Origin of the sequence: Sporosarcina ureae, from assembly GCF_029267015.1 — a bacterium.
Classification (GTDB): Bacteria; Bacillota; Bacilli; order Bacillales_A; family Planococcaceae; genus Sporosarcina; species Sporosarcina ureae_D.
Window position 1 is genome coordinate 1 of record NZ_JARIEA010000007.1, and the last position, 21,766, is coordinate 21,766.

The following is a 21,766-nucleotide window of genomic DNA, read 5'->3' on the forward strand; positions in this document are numbered from 1 at the left end:
CAGACGGCAAGGAAACTGAATTTGAAGTACTAGCACGTTTCGACTCCGAAGTTGAAGTGGACTACTACCGTCACGGCGGAATCCTTCAAATGGTTCTACGTAATAAATTAGCAGCTAAGTAATAAGAAATAGATGAGGGTGCCCGGCTAAGCCGGGCATCTTTTTTGCGTTTTCATTGGCTTAGTGAGGGCGTAACGTGGGAGCACCCGTTGATCGACGTTCCAGGCGGACGCTTTCCTGTGGGCGTGGCTTGAGCCTCCTCGTCACTGCGTTCCTGCGGGGGCTCAAGTCTCACGCTGATCCACTAGGAGTCGCCGCCTTGCACTTACGATCAACTATTTGTCGTGTTCTGAAATTCAATTCGTGAGGAGTTAGTGAAAGCAATCGCAGTGCCGCTCATAGATTTAGTCAAACGCTCATAGGTAGGAGTTAAGTGCTCTATGGCCACTTTTTACCGCTCTATCAAGGCTCCTAGTCGCTCATAGACACACGACAAGCGATCATAGAAACCCCGCAACCGCTCATAGCCCTGCCATCACGTGTCTCATTTTCATCCGAAATTCACAAAGCTAAAAAGTATAACTAAGTCAGTCACTAACTACAATGAAGTCTAAAAGTACTAACAGTCTATAGGTAGGATTGGAGCGTCCCTCTCCGAAGCACAAATCCCAAACGCGTCTCTCCCTAAATTCCTAACCCATTCCAATGTCTATCACAAGCAATCCACTTTCCCATTCGCTATACTAGACCATGAGGTGATCACATGTTTACCAGTGAAAAAGAAATCGAAGTACGCTACGCAGAAACCGATCAAATGGGCGTCGTCTACCATGCCAACTACTTAGTTTGGATGGAAATTGGCCGTACCTCGTTGATCAAAGACCTTGGATACGAATACGCACAGCTAGAGCGCGAAGGCTACCTATCGCCCGTGACAGAGCTGTCTGTGAAGTACAAGACGTCCATTACATACGGCGAGACCATTACAGTCAAAACATGGGTGGAGTCGCACGGCAAGCTCCGTACAGTGTACGGTTATGAAATCCTACATGCTGACGGATCGATTGCCGCAACAGCCGTTTCCGAGCACGTAGTAGTAAAAAAAGACAGCTTCCGCCCAGTATCAATGCGTAAAATTCATCCGGAGTGGGACGCTATGTACACGAAGATTCAGCGAGTGGAAGGCTAATGGCGTTCGGAATTGATCGACAGCAATTAAAAGAATGGAAGCACGCGGTAAAGTGTGGAGAAATAGCATTCTTGACACATTACTGGCTAGATGACCGTTTCCCAACCGTCAACACGGTTACAAAAGCAGGTTGCAGTGATGTCGAAAAGCTTATAAAGTGGGGAAAACAGTACGGATTGCAACCCGAGTGGATTCATGCACGCGAAGAATATCCACATTTCGACCTTCTAGGAGAGCGTCAAGTGGATATTTTGAAGCAAGAAGGGCAATTACACCAATTAACCCGATTAAAAAATGGTAAGCATAACTCATTATAAGAGTTGTGCTTACCATTTTAATTACGCCACGTGATAATCAAAGGATAATTCGTCAGTTGATGAATCCATATCGATATATAGATCATGCCCATCAAAGAACCACACATCGCGTTCTTCTACATAATAATGAACACCATTTATGACGTTTTCGAACGCTAATTCGTCGGGATCTTCTTTCGTAAGTCCCATGGAGAAACCTTCGTGTAACTTACTAGAGCCGCCATAACGTGCGTAAAACTTTATATAATCGCCTGAAGAAACATCCATTTCTTCTTCAAACCACTGTATTGCTTGTTCGGACAGGTGAATTTTCATGCTGTAACCATCCTTTCCAGTAGAGTACCTATAGCCATTTCACTTTCGGTTCAGTTCCGTTTTTAATTCGACTCATATTATCGCGGTGACGGTAAAAAATGAAGAAGCCCATCAGTGAGACGACTAAAAATAAATACAGGTCGCCACCCATAAAATAATAAACGAGACAGTAAATCGGTCCCAATACGGATACGATGATGGATGTTAACGATACCATCTTCGTTAGTTTTAACGCAATCAAAAACGTAATGACGACCAATAAAAATATAGGCCAATTATAGCCAAGTAATACACCACCTGAAGTAGCAACCGCTTTTCCACCTCGAAGTCCTGCGAAAATAGGGAAGATGTGGCCGAGCACTGCAACGATTCCAAGAAGTAATGGATGAATCGCTGTGTCGTGGAACAATGGTAATAGTGGCAAGAGGACGGCTGCTGTTCCTTTGAGAATATCTAGCAATGTCACAACAATGCCAGCTTTTTTCCCGAGCACGCGAAATGTATTCGTTGCCCCCATGTTTCCACTGCCATGCTGTCTAACGTCAGTTCCATAAAAAAGCTTGCCGATCCATAGTGCGGAAGGGATCGAACCGAGCAAATAGGCTGCCAGAATGATCAAGTAATTTTCCATAGTGAACCCCTTTATGCATGATAAAATATTTTAGTATAAGTGTAGCAGATGCATAAGTTCTGGACAATAATAGAATTCTAGAGGAAGATGAAGAATAGACGAAAAGCGGAATTTCTGTTTAAATCGTTCAGAACGTTGTCACGGTTTGCTCGTTGCATTCCGTACATTTCTTCTATACAATAGGTTGAGCTGAAACAAAACGTTGATTTGACAAGGTTTATCAGAAGATGTATGATTAAAATAACAGAACATTTGTTTGACGGGGGTTTCATTTTGACGAAACAGAAAATACAAAATACGTATGATGATAGTTCCATTCAAATTTTAGAGGGTTTAGAAGCGGTACGAAAAAGACCCGGAATGTATATCGGTTCGACTGATACGAGAGGACTTCACCACTTAGTCTACGAAATCGTCGATAACTCAGTGGATGAGGCGCTAGCTGGCTTCGGTAATGAAATTGATGTCACGATCCATAAAGACGGCAGTGTGAGTGTGCGAGATTACGGGCGCGGTATGCCAACGGGTAACCACGAGTCGGGCAAGCCAACTGCTGAAGTCATCATGACCGTTTTGCACGCGGGCGGAAAGTTCGGTCAAGGCGGCTATAAAACGAGTGGTGGTTTGCACGGCGTAGGGGCATCCGTTGTCAATGCGTTATCCGAGTGGCTAGAAGTGACGATCTATCGTGAAGGTAAGAAATTCCTTCAGCGCTTTGAAAATGGAGGAAAACCGGTCACGACGCTTGAAGAAATCGGTAAAACGAAAGAAACCGGCACGACCATTCATTTTAAACCGGATACGACGATCTTCTCTACGATTAAATATCAATATGACACACTGGCAGAAAGATTGCGTGAGTCCGCTTTTCTATTGAAAGGTTTAAAGATTACGCTAAAAGAAGAAAGTACAGATAAACAAGATATTTTCCATTACGAATCCGGTATTGAAGCGTTTGTTACGTATTTGAATGAAGAAAAAGAAGTGTTGCATGAAGTAGCGTATCTAGAAGGCGAAGTCGACGGCATTGAAGTCGAGTTTGCGTTCCAGTTCAGCGATGGCTATGCCGAAACGATTCTTTCATTCGTCAACAATGTCCGGACGAAAGACGGTGGAACGCATGAAACCGGTGCGAAAGCCGCGATGACACGTGTCGTCAATGAATACGCACGTAAAGCTGGCTTGTTGAAGGAAAAAGATAAGAATCTCGATGGCTCCGATATTCGCGAAGGGATTGCAGCCATTGTTTCCGTACGTATACCAGAAGAAATCTTGCAATTTGAAGGTCAAACGAAAGGAAAACTCGGTACGAGCGAAGCACGAACGGTGACAGATGCCGTCATATCGCAAAAAATGCTGTATTTCCTTGAAGAAAATGCGGAACTGAGCGCAAATCTTGTCCGTAAAGCGATCCGTGCACATCAAGCACGTGAAGCTGCACGAAAAGCGCGTGAAGATGCGCGTTCAGGCAAGAAACGGAAAAAATCCGATACATTGTTGTCGGGTAAACTATCTCCGGCACAATCACGTAACGCAGCGAAGAATGAATTATATCTCGTGGAAGGTGACTCAGCGGGCGGTTCGGCAAAACAAGGTCGTGATCGTACGTTCCAAGCGATTTTGCCGCTGCGTGGTAAAGTCATCAATACGGAAAAAGCGAAACTTGAAGACATCATGAAAAACGAAGAAATCAACACGATCATTCATGCAGTTGGTGGTGGAGTCGGTGCAGATTTCCAAATTGAAGATGCCGCCTACGACAAAGTCATCATCATGACCGATGCCGATACCGATGGCGCACACATTCAAGTGTTGCTGTTGACGTTCTTCTATCGCTATATGAAACCGTTAATTGAAGCGGGTAAAGTGTATATCGCACTGCCGCCTTTATTTAAAGTATTTAAAGGGACCGGTAAAAGTGAAAAGCTTGCTTATGCATGGACAGATGATGATCTTGAAGGGGCTATTGAAAAAGTCGGTAAAGGCTATATGCTTCAGCGCTACAAAGGTCTTGGTGAGATGAACGCCGATCAATTATGGGAAACGACAATGGATCCGTCAACACGGACATTGATTCGGGTAACGATTGAAGACGGAGCAAAATCCGAGCGTCGCGTGACCACATTGATGGGTGATAAAGTGGAGCCACGTCGTAAATGGATTGAAGAAAACGTCGATTTCGGCTTGATTGAAGAACATAATATTTTAGACAATGCATATATACATGTTGAGGGGGATACGGAATGACACAGTCAGAAACGTTTCAAGATCTGCCCTTGGAAGAAGTAATTGGTGATCGTTTTGGGCGTTATAGTAAATATATTATCCAGGACCGCGCGATTCCAGATGCACGGGACGGATTAAAGCCGGTGCAACGTCGTATTTTATATGCGATGTTCCATGAAGGCAATACACATGAAAAAGCGTTCCGTAAGTCTGCGAAAACGGTCGGTAACGTAATCGGTAACTATCATCCACACGGTGATACATCCGTTTATGACGCGATGGTCCGGATGAGTCAGTCGTGGAAACTGCGTCATGAAATGGTGGACATGCAAGGAAATAACGGGTCGGTCGACGGAGACTCCGCGGCTGCGATGCGTTATACCGAAGCACGTTTGTCCGCTATTGCGAGTGAAATGCTGCGCGATATTCGCAAAGAAACGGTCGATTTTGCGTTTAACTTCGATGATACGGAACTGGAACCTACCGTCTTACCTGGACGTTTTCCGAACTTGTTGGTCAACGGTAGTACAGGTATTTCAGCAGGATATGCAACTGATATTCCACCTCACGCACTGCATGAAGTCATCGATGCGGTCTTGATGCGCTTAAAGAAGCCGGACGTCAGCGTAGATGAGCTGATGACGGTTATTCCGGGACCAGACTTCCCGACAGGCGCGATTATCCAAGGAACAGACGGAATTCGCACAGCCTATAAGACAGGAAAAGGACGTTTCATCATTCGTGCATTATGGGAAATCGAGCAATTAAAAGCCGGTAAATCTCAAATCGTCATCACGGAAATTCCGTATGACGTCAATAAAGCGAATTTGGTCAAAAAGATGGATGAACTGCGCCACGATCGTCGATTGGATGGCATCGCGGAAATCCGTGATGAATCCGACCGCACCGGAATGCGTATTGTTGTGGAGTTGAAGAAAGAAATGGACGGCACTGCGATCATGCAGTACTTATTGAAGCATACCGATCTACAGATCACATACAACTTCAATATGATCGCCATTGCAGGCAGACGTCCGATGCTAATGTCTCTTCCAATGCTTCTTGACGCGTATATCGACCACCAAAAAGACGTCATTACACGACGTTCTACTTTTGATATTCGTAAAGCTAAAGATCGATTACATATCGTAGACGGCTTAATGAAAGCTTTATCCATTCTCGATGAAGTCATTAAGACCATTCGCGCGTCAAAAGATAAAAAAGATGCAAAATTGAACTTGGTCAACGCGTATGAATTCACGGAAGTTCAAGCAGAAGCCATCGTTTCATTGCAACTTTATCGACTGACGAATACAGATATTACGGAATTAAAGTGTGAAGAAGAAGAATTGCGCAATCTAATAGAAGAATTAGAAGCGATTCTTGCAAGCGAAGCGAAGCTGAAATCCGTGTTGGTAAAGGAAATCAAAGCGATCCGCAAGCAGTTTGCTGAACCACGTCGTTCTGTAATTGAAGAAAAAATCGAAGAGCTAAAAGTAGATCTTGATATCTTGATTCCGAGCGAAGAAGTCATGGTGTCCGTCACAAAAAGTGGTTATGTCAAGCGCACAAGCATGCGTTCATACTCCGCGTCTGCTGGCAAAGGCCAGGAAATGAAGGAGTCCGACTATACTCTATTCGAATCTGCGATGAATACACAGCATCACTTGCTGTTGTTCACATCATTCGGTAACTACATCTACCAACCAGTCCACGAGCTTCCTGAGATACGCTGGCGTGATTTAGGACAGCATATATCTAGTATCGCGGGACTCGAGCCAGGCGAAGAGCTAGTCGACGTCATCGGGCTAGAGAAATTCGATGAAACAAGCAGCATTTTAACTGCCTCTTCCAATGGCAACGTAAAAATATCCAAGTTGATCGATTACCAAGTACAGCGTTTTAACCGTTCATTCAAAGCAATGAACGTCAAAAAAGACGATCGACTAGTTGGTGCACGGATTATCACAGGTGAAGAAGACGTATTATTAGTAAGTAAACAAGCCTATGCCCTACGATTTGCGCTATCGGAGCTCGCCATTACGGGTATTCGTACAGGCGGCGTCAAAGGAATTAATCTGAAAGCCGACGACGCGCTCGTGGCGTTTGAAGTCATTACACCACAAACGCGGAACATCTTTATTGCTACCCAGCGTGGATCGGTGAAGCGAATGAATATTTCCGAGTTTGAAGTGAGTTCTAGAGCACTTAGAGGCGTAACGGTAGTGAAAGAATTGAAGTCTAATCCACATCGCATAATTGCGATGAAGACAGTGAAAGACGATGAAGAAATGGTCTTGCTGACGACACGGAATCACAATGTAGAAATCGATCCGATGTCGTTAAAGAACACGACTCGTCAGTCGACAGGAAGTGCTGTCGTAGATGAGGCGAAGGACGGCAAGATTGTGCAAGTTTCTACGGTGAAAAAAGAACGTAAATAAGTTTATACGCATAGAGTTGTCCGCTAGTCGTTATATCCGACTGGCTGGGCAGCTCTTTTTTGCGTTCCATACAGGAAAAAAGCGATGATCTTTCTTCCATGTCGTGGTGATCTTGCATAGAAGTCGGGTGTATCTATTCTAGTCAGAAAATAATGAGAATGAAAAACGCTGTATTTTCAATGCTTCGTTAGGACGTATTCAAACTTTTCCAGCGCTAATAACATTAATTACTTAATCTTAAAAAAGTAAAAATAGTAAATAATGTGCTTTGCTATGATTTGATACAAGTTAGACAAACAACTAGCAGATATGAGAGTGGAGAGGTGAAGAGTATATGAAATTGATAAATGAAGAAGTGGTATCGAACTTAGAATTGGATCCATTATTCCATCCACGTACGATTGCGGTTCTGGGAACTTCCGAGAATCCAAATAAAATTGGATACTTGCAGCTAAAGGCGCTACTTGACGGAGGGTTTGCAGGAGATATTTATCCGATCCATCGCAGTGCGCAGCAAATTGCAGACTTGACATGTTACCCAAGTGTTAAGGATGTACCGAATACAGTAGATCTAGCTATTCTTTGTGTGGGGATCGACCAAGTGGAGAAATGTTTGATTGAGTGCGGTGAAAGCGGTGTCAAAGCGGCGATCGTCTTTGCTTCAGGCTATTCCGAAATTGGGGAAGCCGGTGTCGTCGCACAACAACGTCTAAAAGACATTTCCGACACGTACAATATCCGCATTATCGGACCGAACTGTGTCGGCTTACTCAATACAACGAATGGTTTGATGGGAACCTTCTCGCCAGGGTTGACGAATATGCCGTTAAATAAAAAGCGTGAAGCAGGCTTCGTCACACAAAGTGGAGCGTTCGGCGTGTTAACGTATATCGCCGCTGCCCAGCAAGGTTTAACGTTCAACTATTTTGTCAGTGTCGGCAATGAAGCCGATGTAGGCTTTGCGGACGTCATGGAATACATGCTGCATGACCCGAATACGACGATCGCAACCGGCTATCTAGAAGGAGAGAAAAATCCCGAGAAGTTACGTAAGTTAGCGAAATTCGCGCTCGAAATCAACAAACCAATGGTCATCATGAAATCAGGACGAAGCAGCGCAGGCAGTCGAGCCGCAGCGTCACACACAGGTTCACTAGCGGGTGCCGATCAAGTATATGACGGATTCTTCAAACAAACCGGTATTGTTCGAGTAGAAGATTACGTAGATATTATTTCTTTCTCTAAGCTATTCATGTCGAAAAAGACACCAAAAGGAAAAAATGCGGTCATCATTACGAGCTCCGGTGGAAGAGGCATCAACGAAGCCGATCGCTGTGAATCATACGGTTTGAACATTCATCCACTAAGCGATCAAGTGAAAAAAGAAATCGAGAAAAATATTCCTAGTTATGCAAGCGCTTCCAACCCGATTGATCTGACTGCAGCAGCGTCGATTACTCATCCCGAACTATTTATTGAACCATTGAAAGTGCTCGTCAACGATCCAGACACGGATATCATCATCTTCTCCGAATTCCCAATGGGCTGGGATGAAAACACGCCCGAGCTACAAGAATTTGTGCAGCTTTGCGAGAACTCCGATAAGTTCGTTCTCGTGACGACATTCCCACTTGAAGGCATGTCCGTTCCTAAAGGTGTCGGTTATTTAGAAGATCACGGTATCGCGTTCGTTAGAGGTGATATGAACCCGATCCGCTCACTTGCCAAGCTCGTCGAATATAGAGAAACGTACGAGAAAGCTAAAGAACAGCGAATGCAAGCGGAACCTAAGAAAATCAATAAAACGAACATCCGCCACTTATTACTGGAAAACCAGACATTAAGTGAGTCGCAGTCAAGCGAAATCTTGAACGAATACGGAATTCGTACAGCAAAACGCGCAATCGCACAGTCTTCTGAAGAAGCGGTACGATTTGCGGAGGATATCGGCTATCCTGTCGTGCTGAAAATCGATTCACCTGACATTCCGCATAAGACGGAAGTAGACGGTATTCGCTTGAACGTACAAAACGCGGAAGAAGTTAGAAAAGCGTATGACGAAGTGTATCAAAATGCCACACGAAACTGTCCAACCGCGACTATTCACGGCGTGTCCGTACAAGAAATGTTAGCTGAAGGCGTGGAGGTCATTGTAGGCGTTACGAATGATCCGACATTCGGTCCGGTTATCATGTTCGGTCTCGGCGGTGTATTCGTTGAAGTATTCAAAGATGTATCATTCCGCGTCGCACCGATCACCAGACAAGATGCGATCGATAAAATGGAAAGTCTTAAAGGCTATGAACTATTAAAAGGTGTACGAAATAAAAAGCCTGTCGACCAAGAAGCAATCATCGACGTGTTGTTGAAAGTGTCCGAATTGATTCAAGATTATTCGAATGAAATACAAGAAATCGATATCAACCCGCTCATCGTGTACGAAAATGGCATCGTGGCGGCAGATGCACTGATCATTACAAAGTAACTCATGAGGAGGATGGAAAATGGACTTAGATCAAAGCGTCATTGGCTTAACGAGTAATGAATATGTCTTTGAAGTAGAACGACGACATGTCGGTCAATTCGCCGCGGCGATTGGCGACGAGCATCCACTTTATACAGACGAGACGTACGCCAATCAATCGGCTTACGCAGGACTGATCGTACCGCCCACATTCCCGATCGCGATGAATGACGGCAAGACGGAAATGCCACTCGACCTCGATCAACGCAGAATGTTGCAGGGCGAGCAGGAATTCCTATACTTCAAGCCGATCCGTATCGGTTACCGACTGCGTTGCCAGATCAAAGTAAGCGATTTGTATGACAAAGAAGGCAAAAGTGGAAAGATGCAGTTTTTGAAGCTCGATACGGAAATGAAAGACGAAACGGGCGAACTCGTTTGTATTAGCCGCATGAATATCGTCTATCGCTCACTAGCGAACTAATGGAGGGACATCATATGATCAAAGATTGGGTGTTGGAAGAACTAACTGTAGATCAAAAACTTGAACCCATGGTGAAGCCACCGATTACGAAAGTACAGCTCGCCCAATATGCAGGTGCTTCCGGTGATTTTAACCCGTTGCACCTCGACGATGATTTCGCAAAAAAAATCGGCATGGACGGTGTCATTGCACACGGCATGCTCGTCATGGGTTTCCTTGGCGAGTACGTCATGAAACTTGCCGGTCAAGAAGCACGGGTCGCAAATTTAAAAATGCGTTTCGGCAAAATGACAATGCCAGGTGACGAAATTCGTTGCGTGGGTGTAGTGGAACGAACATACGAAGAAGAGGGCAAGCGATGTGTCGCGCTTGAACTGACCGCCGAGAAAGTATCTGGAGAAGTCGTCGGATCAGGTAGCGCCATCTTGCAACTAACGTAAAAGCTATCGTGAATTAGGAGGAATATAACTATGGGAACTATTAAAGACCGCTATGCCATTGTAGGTGTAGGAGAGAGCGAACGCTCAAGAAAATCGGGGACAACACCTCTTCATTTAGCACTTGATGCTGCAAGAGCCGCGATAAAAGATGCAGGTTTGAAAGCGACGGACATCGACGGATTCATGAACTATAACGAAGGAGATTCTTGTGCTTCTCACCAACTGGCAACGTATCTCGGTGTACGACCGAAATACGTCAAAGATATCCAAGGTGGCGGAGCAAGTACAGAGATGCTGATTGCGGATGCCGTAGCGCTCATTGAAGCGGGGCAACTCAATACGGTGTTGATCTACCGTTCATTAAACGGAAGCTCAGGGACACGTGTAGGACGCGGCTATGACCCGGATATGCTTCAAGGTGCACTGGCTGGCGGAAGCTTCGTCATTCCGTATGGTTCAGCGAGTCCGTCACAATGGTTCGGTATGTACGCGACGCGTCACATGCATGAAACGGGTATTACGAAAGAACATCTCGGACATGTGTGCTTGAGTTTCTATGAGCATGCACAACGTAATCCGAAAGCCTTCTTACACGGTAAGCCGTTAACGATGGAAACGTATCTCGCTACACCAGATATTAGTTCGCCATTTAATATCCATGATTCGTGTCTCGAGCTAGATGAAGGCAATGCGATCATCGTAACGTCTGCAGAAAAAGCGAAAGACTGCACGTCAAAACCCGTCTACATTATGGGAATGTCCGCACGCCAATGTCATCCGCACGTACACTACTGGAATGACATTGACCAAGTCGCTTCAGATTATGTAGCGAAAGAACTTTATGAAAACGCGGGTGTGACACCGGATGATATCGACGTGGCCTCGATTTACGACTGTTTCAGCTGGGTCGTGATGCGACAGCTTGAAGCATACGGATTTGCGAAACGCGGAGAAGTGGGAGATTTCGTTGCAGAAGGTAACTTGAAGATCGGCGGCAAGCTCCCAACTAACACAGCGGGTGGCATGTTATCCGAAGGCTATACGCACGGAATGAATAATGCGATTGAAATCGTTAGACAGCTGCGCCATGACTATGAAGGAACCGACCGCCAAGTAGAAGATTGCAAGATCGGTATTTGTACCGGTTGGGCTGGACCGGATATTGCAGGCGCTATGATCTTACGAAACTAGGAGGAATAACTATGACACAAGCAACGACAGCGTACCAAAAACCCATTCCATTAAAAGATAGAGATAATGCCCCGTACTGGGATGCAGCAGACAAACATCAATTGGCGCTACAAAAATGTGAGGACTGTAATGCCTATTCACAACCACCAGGCCCTACGTGCGCAAAGTGCGGAAGTGAAAATGTCCGCTTTGAACAGTTAGGTGACGATATTACAGCGACAGTCTATTCATACGTCGTGTCCTATCGTCCATTCCTACCGGGCTTCCAAGATGAATTGCCGACCATCATCGCACTCGGACAGCTCGATCAAGTGCCGGAAGTGAAAATTATGTGCAACATCTTACAGTGTGAGGAAAAAGACTTGGAGATCGGCATGCCTATCCGCATGACATGGGTTGATATTACGGAAGACCGTGCATTGCCGCAGTGGATTCCAAGCGCGAACTGATCGATAGACGAGATAGAAAGGATGAGCGAGTATGGATTTCTCTTTCACGAAAAAAGAAGAAAAATTTAGAGCTGAACTACGAACATGGCTCAAGGCCAATCTTCCTGAAGGTTGGCTAGAAGGCAAGCGAGACTTACCGGAAGATCTTGATGAATACTCCCGCGTGTTACGCGCATGGCAAAATACATTGTACGAAGGCGGATGGGCAGCGATCGCGTGGCCGAAAGAATACGGTGGACGCAACGCGAGCTTGATGGAAGAAATCATCTATCATCAAGAAATGGTGCGCGTGAAAGCACCGCCACTCATTAACTATATCGGGATCCACATGGTAGGTCCTACGTTGATCGACATCGGCACTGACGAACAAAAAGAAAGATATTTGAAGAAAATCTTAACAGGTGAAGAAATCTGGTGCCAAGGTTATTCAGAGCCGGGCGCAGGGTCGGATTTAACCGGACTTAAAACACGTGCCGTAAAAGATGGTGATCGTTGGCTCATTAATGGTCAGAAAGTCTGGACAAGTTTTGGTCATGTGGCGGATAAATGCTTCTTGCTGACGAGAACGAGTACACATCCAGAGAAGAAACACCGCGGTATTACCGTGTTCATGATGGATATGGACCAGCCAGGCGTCGAAACACTTCCGATTGTTCAGATGGATGGAGAGTCAGAATTTAACGAAGTGTACATGACAGATGCTGTAGCGACAGATGCGGATATCGTTGGACAAGTGGACTCAGGCTGGCATGTATTGATTGCTTTAATGCTCCATGAGCGTACAGGGATCGGTGCAGAACTCTTTACACTCGAAAAACAATTCAACGATACGGTGGAACTGGCACAGCAGTATAAAGTAAACGGCCGTCCATTAATTGAAAATCCAGCAGTTAGACAGAAATTAGCAAATTTCTATGCCCGCGTGCGTGGATCGCTACTCAATTACTATAAAAACCTAACAACGACGATCAAGAACGGTCAACCAGGTGCAGAAACGTCTATCGATAAATTGGTCGTTACGGAGCTACATCAAGCACTTTCTGCTTTCGCGGTGGAAATTCAAGGACACCAAGGTGTGTTATTGGATAAGGATGCTGCAGCGGATCCGAAGTGGCAGCATTTATTCCTCGCTTCATTCGGACAGACAATTGGTGGCGGTACGAGTGAAGTACAGCGCAATACGATTGGCGAGCGGGTACTCGGATTACCAAAAGACATGGGACGTTAATAGATGTGGAGGGATGAACTATGGACTTTTCATTAACAGAAGAGCAAGAAATGTTTCGTGGACATATTCGCAAAATGCTAGATAAATTCGGTGGCACACAAGTAGCTCGAGAAATGATCGACCAAAATCCGCAAAATTTGAAGAAAGTGTACAAGACGCTATCTGTACTCGGATGCAGCGGCATCAACATTCCAGAAGAGTATGACGGCATGGACCTCGAGGCACTCGATCTCGTTCCAACGTTTGAAGAGATGGGCCGTTCGTTAGTACCCGGCTTATTCATGGAAACTTCTGCATTGGCAGTGCCGATTCTCAAGAAATATGCGACAGAGGAGCAAAAACAACAGTATTTACCGGCGATCGCCTCAGGAGAAAAGTGGATTTCATTCGCAGCACTGGAACCATTCAACGACTTCTCCCCGGCAGGTATCCACTGTACTTTGGAGCAGAAAGATGGACAGTACGTACTAAACGGCACGAAGACGCTTGTACCCGAAGCGGAACTTGCGGATGCATTCCTCGTGCTCGTACGCACAAACCAAGAAGATCTAGAAGACGGACTTTCACTTGTGTTGATCGATAAGACGGAAGCCATGAACATCGAGAAACAATCATCGTTTGACGAATCCAAACATGTAGCGAAGATGGAATTCGAAAATTTGGTCATCACTAAAGAGCAAATCATTGGTGAAGTAGATAAAGGATGGACGCAACTTCAAGAAGGTCTATTGTACTTTAACGCTGCACTTAGTTCATACATTGTCGGCGCAATGGAGCAAGTCGTCCATATGGCGACGGAATATGCGAAGATTCGAGAGCAATTTGGTCAAGCGATCGGACGTTTCCAAGCGATCAAGCACAGTATTGTGAACATGAAAGTGAATCTTGAAATCGCTCGTTCACTGAGCCATTATGCCAACTGGGTAGTCGATACAGAAGAATTTGACCGTGAAGCAGCAGTATATAGCGCCCGTACATATGCGACGGAAAAATTCATCGAAGTCTCGGCACATAATATCCAAGTCCATGGCGGCATCGGATTCACAGAAGAAATCGATTGCCATTTATATGTTAAGCGTGCTCGCTATTATGATCAGTATTTAGGCTCTACCCCTTTCTATCAAGAAAAAGTAGTCGCTTCACTAGGCTGGTAATTTGAAGGAGGAAACCATATGACGAATGTATCCGAGAAATCCAAATTGACGACATACGGTAATATCATCAACGGCAAGTCCGTACAAGCGAAGGACGGGGAAGTATCTAACAGTATCGACCCGTCTACAGGTGAAGTGTGGGCGAAGATTCCGTCCAGTAAGAAAGAAGATGCGGAACTTGTTATTCAAGCGGCACGTGGAGCGTTTGAAGATTGGTCGAATCTACCGGCACGTACACGCGGAGATTATATGCGCAAGATCGGAGACATGATTTCTGACAATGCTACAGAGCTACTGGAACTCGAAACACGCAACAATGGCTGGGTACTCGATGAATACGGTTATCTCGCGGAAGTGTTGAAGCAAGTTTGGTACGACGCAGCAGGGGCAGCCACACTAGTAGGGGCACAAGGGCGTACCGTACAGATGGGTACAGGGGATTTCGGCTTCACGAAGCGTAAACCGTATGGAGTAGTCGTTGGTATCTTACCTTGGAACGCACCGCTGTTTACGTTCACGATCAAAGCAGCCTATGCGCTCGCAGCAGGAAACACCGTCGTCATCAAGCCAGCTGAAAGTGGAGCGGTTGGATCTTTACGTTACGGTGAACTAATTGCACAAATTCTGCCTCCTGGCGTACTCAATGTCATTTCCGGGGCAGGTCGCGAAATTGGAGATTATCTTGTCAGTCACGAGGAAGTGAATAAAGTGAGTTTGACCGGCTCTAAGGCAACGGCTGAACGAATTACGAAGGCTACTGCCCATTCACCGAAGTCACTGATTTTTGAGCTCGGTGGTAAGTCACCGAATATCGTCTTTGAAGACGCCAATATCGATCAAGCGGTACACGGGTTGATCAACGGAATCTTCACACCAAACTCGGGTCAAATATGTGTAGGTGGGTCACGCATGCTAATCCAGCGTTCCGTTTACGACGAAGTGGTCGGACGCTTGAAAGAGTTAATGACAGACAAGGAATTCGTTAAGCACGGTAATACGCTCGATACGACGAATACAATGGGGCCGATCGCCAATGAAGCGCAATTCAAGTCGGTTTGCGGCTATATCGACGAAGCATCAAAAGACGATTACGAGATTGTCTTCGGTGGACAGTATGGTGGGGAAGCAGTTTTACCTGGTCAGCCGGAATACGCGGACGGCTACTGGGTACAGCCGACACTCGTAAAGGTAGCGGATAACAGCACAAGACTAGCTCGTGAAGAAATTTTCGGTCCGGTGGCGGTCGCGATTCCGTTCGATACGGAAGAAGAAGCGATTCAAATTGCGAATGATACGAACTTCGGCTTAGCGGCTGGAGTGTGGACGCAGAACTTAGGTCGTGCTCACCGGATGATAGATAAGCTTCAAGCGGGCAATGTATGGGTCAATACGTACGCTAGAGTGGGAGCGGATCTGCCGTTTAGTGGTGTAAAGGAAAGTGGTTACGGTACAGACTCGATTCTTGATTATACACAGGAGAAAGCGTGTGTCATCAATATAGGCTAATCCACTAGTAACGATAAGATCTGTGGCGGGAGAGCTTCGGTTTTGCTGCAAGCATGCCTCCTCCCGCAGATTTTTAGACCTCAGCTAGATTTGACATAATAAATAAAGCTTACAAACTAGTACAACATCGATAAAGGGAGGCCACTATATGAGTGAAGCGGCATTGAAGGATCAATCGATTAATAGAGGTTTTTTGTTCATCAGTTTCGGAGCGTTCTTTATTATGTTAAGTTTAGCGACCCATCTTCCAGCTTATCCGCATATGATAGCGGAATTTAATCTAACGCCGGGCTATGCCGTGTGGATGCAACTTGGTTTGGCTATCGGATTGACAGGTTTCCAGCCGTTACTCGGATGGATCGGCGATTCGTTCGGATTGAAGATTGTGATCTTGATCGGTGGAATCTTTATGGTCATCGGTTCATTGCTTGTAGCGTTCTCGTTTTCATTTTGGGTGCTTGTTCTTGGGTTGTTCTTTAAGGGAATCTCGGGAGCGGCGATTGCACCATCGGGAATTGCCTATGCCGGAAAATTCATGGTAGGTACACAGCGTGCTAAAGCAATTGGAACGTTTGCGGCATTCATTACGATCGGTTCAGTGTTCGGACCAATCATTAGCGGCATGATCGTTGATAATGCCAACTGGCAAGCGAGCTTTATGTTCACTGCTGTTCTTGGCGGAGTAGGAATTGCGCTCTTCGCTTTTGTCCCACATGTCAAAGTACCAGCAAGAAAGAAGCTGGATGTTCTTGGATTGGCTTTCGTTATTATCCTGTTATTGGGTCTACTTACGATTCCGACATTCATCAATAGCTTCGGTATCGAATCCGGTATGTGGATCCCATCATTGCTAGTATTCGTTTCGGCATTGATTATCTTGATCTTCGTAGAGAAGAAACAAAAAGCCCCATTGCTAGATTTGAAGTATGCCGTAAACCGTAATTTCTGGGTTCCAACGACGATTGCTGTATTCATTTTCCTTGGATACACAGGCATCATGTACTTACTGACATTCTTCGTCCAGAACGTACAAGGGAAAGCGGCTACGACGGTTGGATTTTTACAGATGGCGGTATTCCTCGGTACATCAGTCGCAGCGTACTTCAGCGGAAGAATTTTGAAGAAACTTTCCGCCCGAACGATTATAGGCTCAGGAATTCTCGTATTTGCTTCCGGGATTATCATGTTGAATTTCGTGACACTAACGACATCGTTCATCTATTTGTTCATTTCAATGAGTCTAATTGGGATTGGCGTCGGTTTCCAAACACCCGCAGTAAAAGGCTTGATCGTTTCGGAAGCGTCCATTGAACGAATGAATGTCGTGACATTTACAAATACAGTCATTGAAAGTCTGGCACAGAGAATGGGCGCATCGTTTGCTTTAGTCGCTTTCTCGATCTTCAGTGCAAGTGGTAACAATGTCGGAGCGGTAGTCAGTACTTCCTGGGTCATCCTGGGCTTCGTCGTCATCGCATTGTTGTTCTTACCGTTAATTCCGCGGACTATTCCTGGAATCCATACGGGTGAAGACGACCTTCTCGGGACGAAAATCATACCGAAACCTTTAAAAATAGAAGAAATTAACTAAATTTGCTGTTGCGTACAGAGAGGAGTCTTTACTATGAATATTTATGTCTTATTGAAGAAAACATTCGACACGGAAGAAGCCATTACCGTGTCAGGTGGCAAAATTGATGAGAGCGGTGCAGAATTCATTATTAATCCGTACGATGAATACGCCGTCGAAGAAGCCATTCAGCAGCGTGATGAGCACGGTGGTAGGGTAACCGTCGTCACAATCGGTGATCAGGACTCGGAGAAGCAACTACGCACGGCGCTCGCTATGGGAGCCGATCACGCAGTACTCATCAATACGGATGACGACCTAGACGAAGGCGATCAGTTCACGACAGCGAAAATTCTCGAGAAATTCTTTGAAGAAAGAGAAGCGGATTTGATCCTCGCAGGCAACGTAGCGATCGACGAGGCAAGCGGCCAAGTCGGTCCGCGTCTTGCTGAACGTTTGGACATGCCGTTCATCACGACGATTGTCAAACTAGAAATCGCTGACGGTGTAGCGACAATCGAAAAAGACGTGGAAGGCGATCTAGAAAGAATCGAAGTATCACTTCCCGTTCTCGTTACATGCCAGCAAGGATTGAATGAGCCGAGATATACCTCACTGCCAGGCATTATGAAAGCGAAGAAGAAGCCTCTTGAGCAGCTGGAGCTAGATGATCTAGACCTGGATGAAGACGACGTGGCGGCCAAGACAGCAACTATTGCGGTGTTCCTTCCTCCTACAAAACAAGCTGGACGTATTCTAGCTGGCGAAACAGAAGTCCAAGTGAAAGAATTGGTCAATTTATTGAGGAATGAAGCGAAAGTAATGTAACTACGCCTAGAGACGGAAAGGAGTTTTATCATGAGTAAAAAAATACTAGTAATCGGTGAATTGCAACAAGGAGATCTACGAAAAGTAAGTTATGAGACGATCGCAGCCGCGAAACAACTGGATGTCGATGCGGAAATTATAGCATTGGTCATGGGAGACGGTGATTTACAAAAACCGGCTAACGACATGATTCAGTATGGTGCCGATCGTGCGATTACAGTAACTCACGCAAACTTAAGCAATTATACTTCTGAAGGCTACGGTCAAGTCATTATGGAAGTCATGCGAGAAGAAAATCCATCGGGTATCATCATGGGCCATACTTCCATCGGTAAAGATGTCACTCCTAAAATCGCAAGTCGCTTAGAACTCGGTTTGATATCAGATGCCGTGGCGATTGAAAAAGAGGACGATCAAGTAGTCTTCACTAGACCGATCTACTCCGGTAAAGCGTTCGAGAAGAAAGTGATGAAAGACGACGGACTATTGTTCGCCACCATCCGTCCGAATAATATTTCAGCATTACAGCACGATGCAAGCCGTACAGGCGATATCACTGCAAAAGAAGTAGATGTCAAAGATTTGCGAACGATTGTCAAAGAAGTGATCCGCAAGAAAACTGAAGGCGTCGACCTATCCGAAGCAAAGATCGTTATCGCAGGCGGACGTGGCGTTAAAAGTGCGGAAGGCTTTAATGCATTGTATGAGTTAGCAGAACTGCTTGGAGGCGCTGTAGGGGCTTCTCGTGGCGCGTGTGACGCAGATTACTGTGATTACTCCTTGCAAATCGGTCAAACAGGTAAAGTCGTGACGCCAGACCTTTATATTGCGGTAGGGATCTCCGGTGCCATTCAGCATATGGCTGGGATGTCGAACTCCAAAGTAATTGTCGCCATCAACAGTGATGCAGAGGCGAACATCTTCAACATGGCAGATTACGGAATCGTCGGAGATCTATTTGAAGTCCTTCCATTACTGATTAAAGAAATGAAACTAGAAGGCGCGCTCACATCTTAAATTGTAACAAGCCGTACAGTTCAAATCGTGAACTGTACGGCTTGTTTTTGCCTCAGCTGCTTTTATTCCTGTAAGAGCATATAGATAATTCTGTAATCTCATGATATACTACTTGGAAATTACGGTTTATCGGGGGGACAATTTTTGATCAATTACGATTTACTGTTGAATGACACGAACTACGAACTAATCCACCATCAATCAATCGCTAATAAAATCGACCGATTCCAAGTGATCATCATTCATGATCGCCAACCCAATTTTTTTGATTATAATTATTTACTAAACTTTCCTTCTGAGAACGTACGAAAAAAAGTAGATGCCAACCGCATTTTCCCGAGAGTAAAAAACGAAACATTCGTCGTCCGTCAGCAAAACTACGATGACAACGTTGATTTATTTTTCAAGATGCGTGTAGATGCGAGACGTGAACTACTAGCGAAAGCGACAGAGTTCATGATCGCTAAATTTTTCAGCACTTATGAAAGTCATCTGGCGCCGTTACTTGCGGATAAGCCGACACTCAAATGGGACATTATCAATAAATTACATGATAAATACGATAAAATGCTACGTGCACACGTCGGACTTAACGATGAAAATTCTTGGAATGTATTCAGCACATGGTACAGAACGTATTTAAAGAATTATACCGTCAACGAGTTAATCGTAAAACATGGTTATGATACGTTGAACGCTCTTGATAAAGAAGAGTTAAATGCTTTATTCCTCGAGAAAATGAGCAAAAGTTTTGCTTCTAATGACAGCTTTCTGAATACGTTTACTACTGACGTCAACGCGTATATTGAAAAAATGGTTTCTGAAATACTCGTGGCGTTTGAATCTGAAAAAAACTCCATGGAGCAGATCAATGAATTACTCGGGGTTAGCCCGAATTTTTCCATGCATCAGCCGATTGAAGCTACAGTAAAAACAAATAATCTTGTTGTCATGAGTAATGCTGTGTATCAATTCATTACAGAAGCGATTTCTAACCAGAAATTCATATGCGAAGCGGATCAATGGCCACGCGCAACTATTCATGGTCCTAAATTAGAGGGTTCTTTGCAACTGCTTCCGAATGAAGAGAGCCGTACTGCAAGCCAAATGAATCTACTGCATGGCTATGCCCATACGTTATCAGAAGTCGATGTCGACGTACTCGATTCGCTATGTCATATGTATTTGGCACAATCACCGCAAGCAGACAAACGAGTAGAAGTCCGGATTGATGACTTATTAACAATTCGTGGACTCAAAACCAAACTCGGGGGCACGGGGCGACGAGGTGGCTATGAAAAAGAACAACGCACTCAAGTATTGAAAGCGCTTTCGATTATACAAGCACTATGGATGCAACTTGATAGTGTAGTAGTCTATGAACAAGGCAAACCGATTACTAAGAACATGCAAGGACGTGCGTTTCTTTTCACGAATGAAGACGGAAGTCCATTCGAATTCACTGAAGATGTAGTATCGGAACATTTATTTATCAAGCTCGGAGAAGTATTCAATCATTTCTTACAAGGCTCTGCCAGACAAGTGAAACTACTGCCGAATCAAGCGATCGAACTAAATCCATACCAGCGTAAATGGGAGAAAAAACTCATTCGGTATATTAGCTGGCGCTGGCGTACACAAGCACGCAAAGCAAGCTACTTGCAGCCACATAAAATCAGCACATTGCTCGAAAAAATAGGTATACAAATTGATACACAGGCTCCGTCACGCATTCGCGACCGTCTGGAGAAAGCGCTAGATCTACTAGAAGAAGAAGGTGTCATTACGTTTTGGCAATACAATCAATGGAACGAAGACAGCATGTCGAAAAAAGGATGGCTACGCGTATGGTTAGATGCTACGATCATCATCGCACCACCTGACGAGATTGTGAGCTATTATGAACCGATCGAGAGAAAGAAATCGGTCAAGACGACAACCAGTTTTTCCTTAGAGCAACCTAAAGAAAAAATCTGCAAAAACATAGGTAGTGATTTTAAGGAATGCCGCATCAAACGTGGCTTGACACTTAAACAAGTATCCGATCAATTGAAAATTTCGACATCCTATATAAGTAATATTGAACGAGGCGGGGCGTTGCCATCGCAAAGCGTCTATAAAAAGATGAAGGAATGGTTAAACTAAACTCGCGTCTTTTTTTAGTTTCGACTTACAATAATATGAAGATAAAAATATTTGTTATAAAAAATAAAAAAGCGAACATACAGACGCCATACTAGGGTATACTAAGCAAAGCTCGTAAATTGTCGAGTTTTGCTTTTTTATCGTCAAAAGCAATAACTAATAGACTTA

The 21,766-nt window shown here is 44.9% G+C and carries 18 protein-coding genes; 16 read left to right on the top strand and 2 right to left on the bottom strand.

Going from position 1 to position 21,766, the window contains the following annotated elements:
• The first annotated feature begins 763 nt into the window (after positions 1–763).
• Positions 764–1,189: an acyl-CoA thioesterase gene (locus Q7P97_RS01010; protein WP_303965255.1), complete on the top strand. Its 426-nt coding sequence runs from the start codon at positions 764–766 to the stop codon at positions 1,187–1,189.
• Entirely contained in the window at positions 1,189–1,506 is a 318-nt protein-coding gene (locus Q7P97_RS01015) for a hypothetical protein (RefSeq protein WP_303965258.1), read from the top strand. Before Q7P97_RS01010 ends, Q7P97_RS01015 begins: the two co-directional genes overlap by 1 nt.
• 21 nt (positions 1,507–1,527) lie before the next feature.
• Here Q7P97_RS01015 and Q7P97_RS01020 read toward each other — a convergent pair whose 3' ends face one another.
• Together Q7P97_RS01020 and plsY are read right to left on the bottom strand one after the other, a co-directional pair.
• Positions 1,528–1,821 (bottom strand): HesB/YadR/YfhF family protein, encoded by a 294-nt coding sequence (locus tag Q7P97_RS01020; RefSeq protein ID WP_303965261.1) that lies wholly within the window; start codon positions 1,819–1,821, stop codon positions 1,528–1,530.
• A 28-nt stretch (positions 1,822–1,849) separates the two neighbouring features.
• Positions 1,850–2,452 carry a glycerol-3-phosphate 1-O-acyltransferase PlsY gene (gene plsY, locus Q7P97_RS01025; RefSeq protein WP_303965264.1) on the bottom strand — a complete coding sequence of 201 codons (603 nt, stop codon included), beginning with the start codon at positions 2,450–2,452 and terminating at the stop codon, positions 1,850–1,852.
• A gap of 231 nt (positions 2,453–2,683) precedes the next feature.
• Here plsY and parE point away from each other — a divergent pair, with 231 nt between their 5' ends.
• From parE to Q7P97_RS01095, 14 genes are all read left to right on the top strand, one after another.
• Positions 2,684–4,699 (top strand): DNA topoisomerase IV subunit B, encoded by a 2,016-nt coding sequence (parE, locus tag Q7P97_RS01030; protein ID WP_303965267.1) that lies wholly within the window; start codon positions 2,684–2,686, stop codon positions 4,697–4,699.
• A complete protein-coding gene (gene parC / locus Q7P97_RS01035) occupies positions 4,696–7,122 on the top strand; it encodes a DNA topoisomerase IV subunit A (protein ID WP_303965269.1) in 2,427 nt (808 codons plus the stop codon). The genes parE and parC overlap by 4 nt, the downstream gene beginning before the upstream one ends.
• Before the next feature lie 334 nt (positions 7,123–7,456).
• Positions 7,457–9,607 (top strand): acetate--CoA ligase family protein, encoded by a 2,151-nt coding sequence (locus Q7P97_RS01040; RefSeq protein WP_303965270.1) that lies wholly within the window; start codon positions 7,457–7,459, stop codon positions 9,605–9,607.
• A 19-nt stretch (positions 9,608–9,626) separates the two neighbouring features.
• Positions 9,627–10,070, top strand: coding sequence for an FAS1-like dehydratase domain-containing protein (locus Q7P97_RS01045; protein WP_303965271.1), 444 nt, complete (start codon positions 9,627–9,629; stop codon positions 10,068–10,070).
• Positions 10,071–10,084: 14 nt separating this feature from the next.
• Entirely contained in the window at positions 10,085–10,510 is a 426-nt protein-coding gene (locus Q7P97_RS01050; RefSeq protein ID WP_303965274.1) for a MaoC/PaaZ C-terminal domain-containing protein, read from the top strand.
• Between the two features lie 30 nt (positions 10,511–10,540).
• Complete coding sequence (locus tag Q7P97_RS01055; protein WP_303965277.1) at positions 10,541–11,701, top strand: thiolase C-terminal domain-containing protein; 1,161 nt, start codon at positions 10,541–10,543, stop codon at positions 11,699–11,701.
• An 11-nt stretch (positions 11,702–11,712) separates the two neighbouring features.
• Positions 11,713–12,150 (top strand): Zn-ribbon domain-containing OB-fold protein, encoded by a 438-nt coding sequence (locus Q7P97_RS01060; RefSeq protein ID WP_303965279.1) that lies wholly within the window; start codon positions 11,713–11,715, stop codon positions 12,148–12,150.
• 31 nt (positions 12,151–12,181) lie between these two features.
• Positions 12,182–13,378 (top strand): acyl-CoA dehydrogenase family protein, encoded by a 1,197-nt coding sequence (locus tag Q7P97_RS01065; RefSeq protein ID WP_303965280.1) that lies wholly within the window; start codon positions 12,182–12,184, stop codon positions 13,376–13,378.
• Positions 13,379–13,398: 20 nt separating this feature from the next.
• Positions 13,399–14,532: an acyl-CoA dehydrogenase family protein gene (locus Q7P97_RS01070; RefSeq protein ID WP_303965282.1), complete on the top strand. Its 1,134-nt coding sequence runs from the start codon at positions 13,399–13,401 to the stop codon at positions 14,530–14,532.
• An 18-nt stretch (positions 14,533–14,550) separates the two neighbouring features.
• Positions 14,551–16,038 carry an aldehyde dehydrogenase family protein gene (locus Q7P97_RS01075; RefSeq protein WP_303965284.1) on the top strand — a complete coding sequence of 496 codons (1,488 nt, stop codon included), beginning with the start codon at positions 14,551–14,553 and terminating at the stop codon, positions 16,036–16,038.
• Positions 16,039–16,186: 148 nt separating this feature from the next.
• Complete coding sequence (locus Q7P97_RS01080; RefSeq protein WP_303965286.1) at positions 16,187–17,629, top strand: MFS transporter; 1,443 nt, start codon at positions 16,187–16,189, stop codon at positions 17,627–17,629.
• A gap of 33 nt (positions 17,630–17,662) precedes the next feature.
• Positions 17,663–18,436, top strand: a complete 774-nt coding sequence (locus Q7P97_RS01085; protein WP_303965287.1) for an electron transfer flavoprotein subunit beta/FixA family protein — start codon at positions 17,663–17,665, stop codon at positions 18,434–18,436.
• Positions 18,437–18,466: 30 nt separating this feature from the next.
• Positions 18,467–19,453 carry an electron transfer flavoprotein subunit alpha/FixB family protein gene (locus tag Q7P97_RS01090; protein ID WP_303965289.1) on the top strand — a complete coding sequence of 329 codons (987 nt, stop codon included), beginning with the start codon at positions 18,467–18,469 and terminating at the stop codon, positions 19,451–19,453.
• Between the two features lie 144 nt (positions 19,454–19,597).
• Complete coding sequence (locus Q7P97_RS01095; protein ID WP_303965291.1) at positions 19,598–21,598, top strand: helix-turn-helix domain-containing protein; 2,001 nt, start codon at positions 19,598–19,600, stop codon at positions 21,596–21,598.
• The last annotated feature ends 168 nt before the right edge of the window (positions 21,599–21,766 follow it).

Bases quoted from the DNA above. Each gene is read 5' to 3' on its own strand.
- Q7P97_RS01090 (WP_303965289.1), top strand. From the start codon at position 18,467: ATGAGTAAAAAAATACTAGTAATCGGTGAATTGCAACAAGGAGATCTA.
- Q7P97_RS01045 (WP_303965271.1), top strand. From the start codon at position 9,627: ATGGACTTAGATCAAAGCGTCATTGGCTTAACGAGTAATGAATATGTC.
- Q7P97_RS01055 (WP_303965277.1), top strand. From the start codon at position 10,541: ATGGGAACTATTAAAGACCGCTATGCCATTGTAGGTGTAGGAGAGAGC.
- Q7P97_RS01065 (WP_303965280.1), top strand. From the start codon at position 12,182: ATGGATTTCTCTTTCACGAAAAAAGAAGAAAAATTTAGAGCTGAACTA.
- Q7P97_RS01060 (WP_303965279.1), top strand. From the start codon at position 11,713: ATGACACAAGCAACGACAGCGTACCAAAAACCCATTCCATTAAAAGAT.
- parE (WP_303965267.1), top strand. From the start codon at position 2,684: ATGATTAAAATAACAGAACATTTGTTTGACGGGGGTTTCATTTTGACG.
- plsY (WP_303965264.1), bottom strand. From the start codon at position 2,452: ATGGAAAATTACTTGATCATTCTGGCAGCCTATTTGCTCGGTTCGATC.
- Q7P97_RS01015 (WP_303965258.1), top strand. From the start codon at position 1,189: ATGGCGTTCGGAATTGATCGACAGCAATTAAAAGAATGGAAGCACGCG.
- Q7P97_RS01085 (WP_303965287.1), top strand. From the start codon at position 17,663: ATGAATATTTATGTCTTATTGAAGAAAACATTCGACACGGAAGAAGCC.
- Q7P97_RS01040 (WP_303965270.1), top strand. From the start codon at position 7,457: ATGAAATTGATAAATGAAGAAGTGGTATCGAACTTAGAATTGGATCCA.
- Q7P97_RS01050 (WP_303965274.1), top strand. From the start codon at position 10,085: ATGATCAAAGATTGGGTGTTGGAAGAACTAACTGTAGATCAAAAACTT.
- Q7P97_RS01075 (WP_303965284.1), top strand. From the start codon at position 14,551: ATGACGAATGTATCCGAGAAATCCAAATTGACGACATACGGTAATATC.
- Q7P97_RS01070 (WP_303965282.1), top strand. From the start codon at position 13,399: ATGGACTTTTCATTAACAGAAGAGCAAGAAATGTTTCGTGGACATATT.
- Q7P97_RS01020 (WP_303965261.1), bottom strand. From the start codon at position 1,821: ATGAAAATTCACCTGTCCGAACAAGCAATACAGTGGTTTGAAGAAGAA.
- parC (WP_303965269.1), top strand. From the start codon at position 4,696: ATGACACAGTCAGAAACGTTTCAAGATCTGCCCTTGGAAGAAGTAATT.
- Q7P97_RS01010 (WP_303965255.1), top strand. From the start codon at position 764: ATGTTTACCAGTGAAAAAGAAATCGAAGTACGCTACGCAGAAACCGAT.
- Q7P97_RS01080 (WP_303965286.1), top strand. From the start codon at position 16,187: ATGAGTGAAGCGGCATTGAAGGATCAATCGATTAATAGAGGTTTTTTG.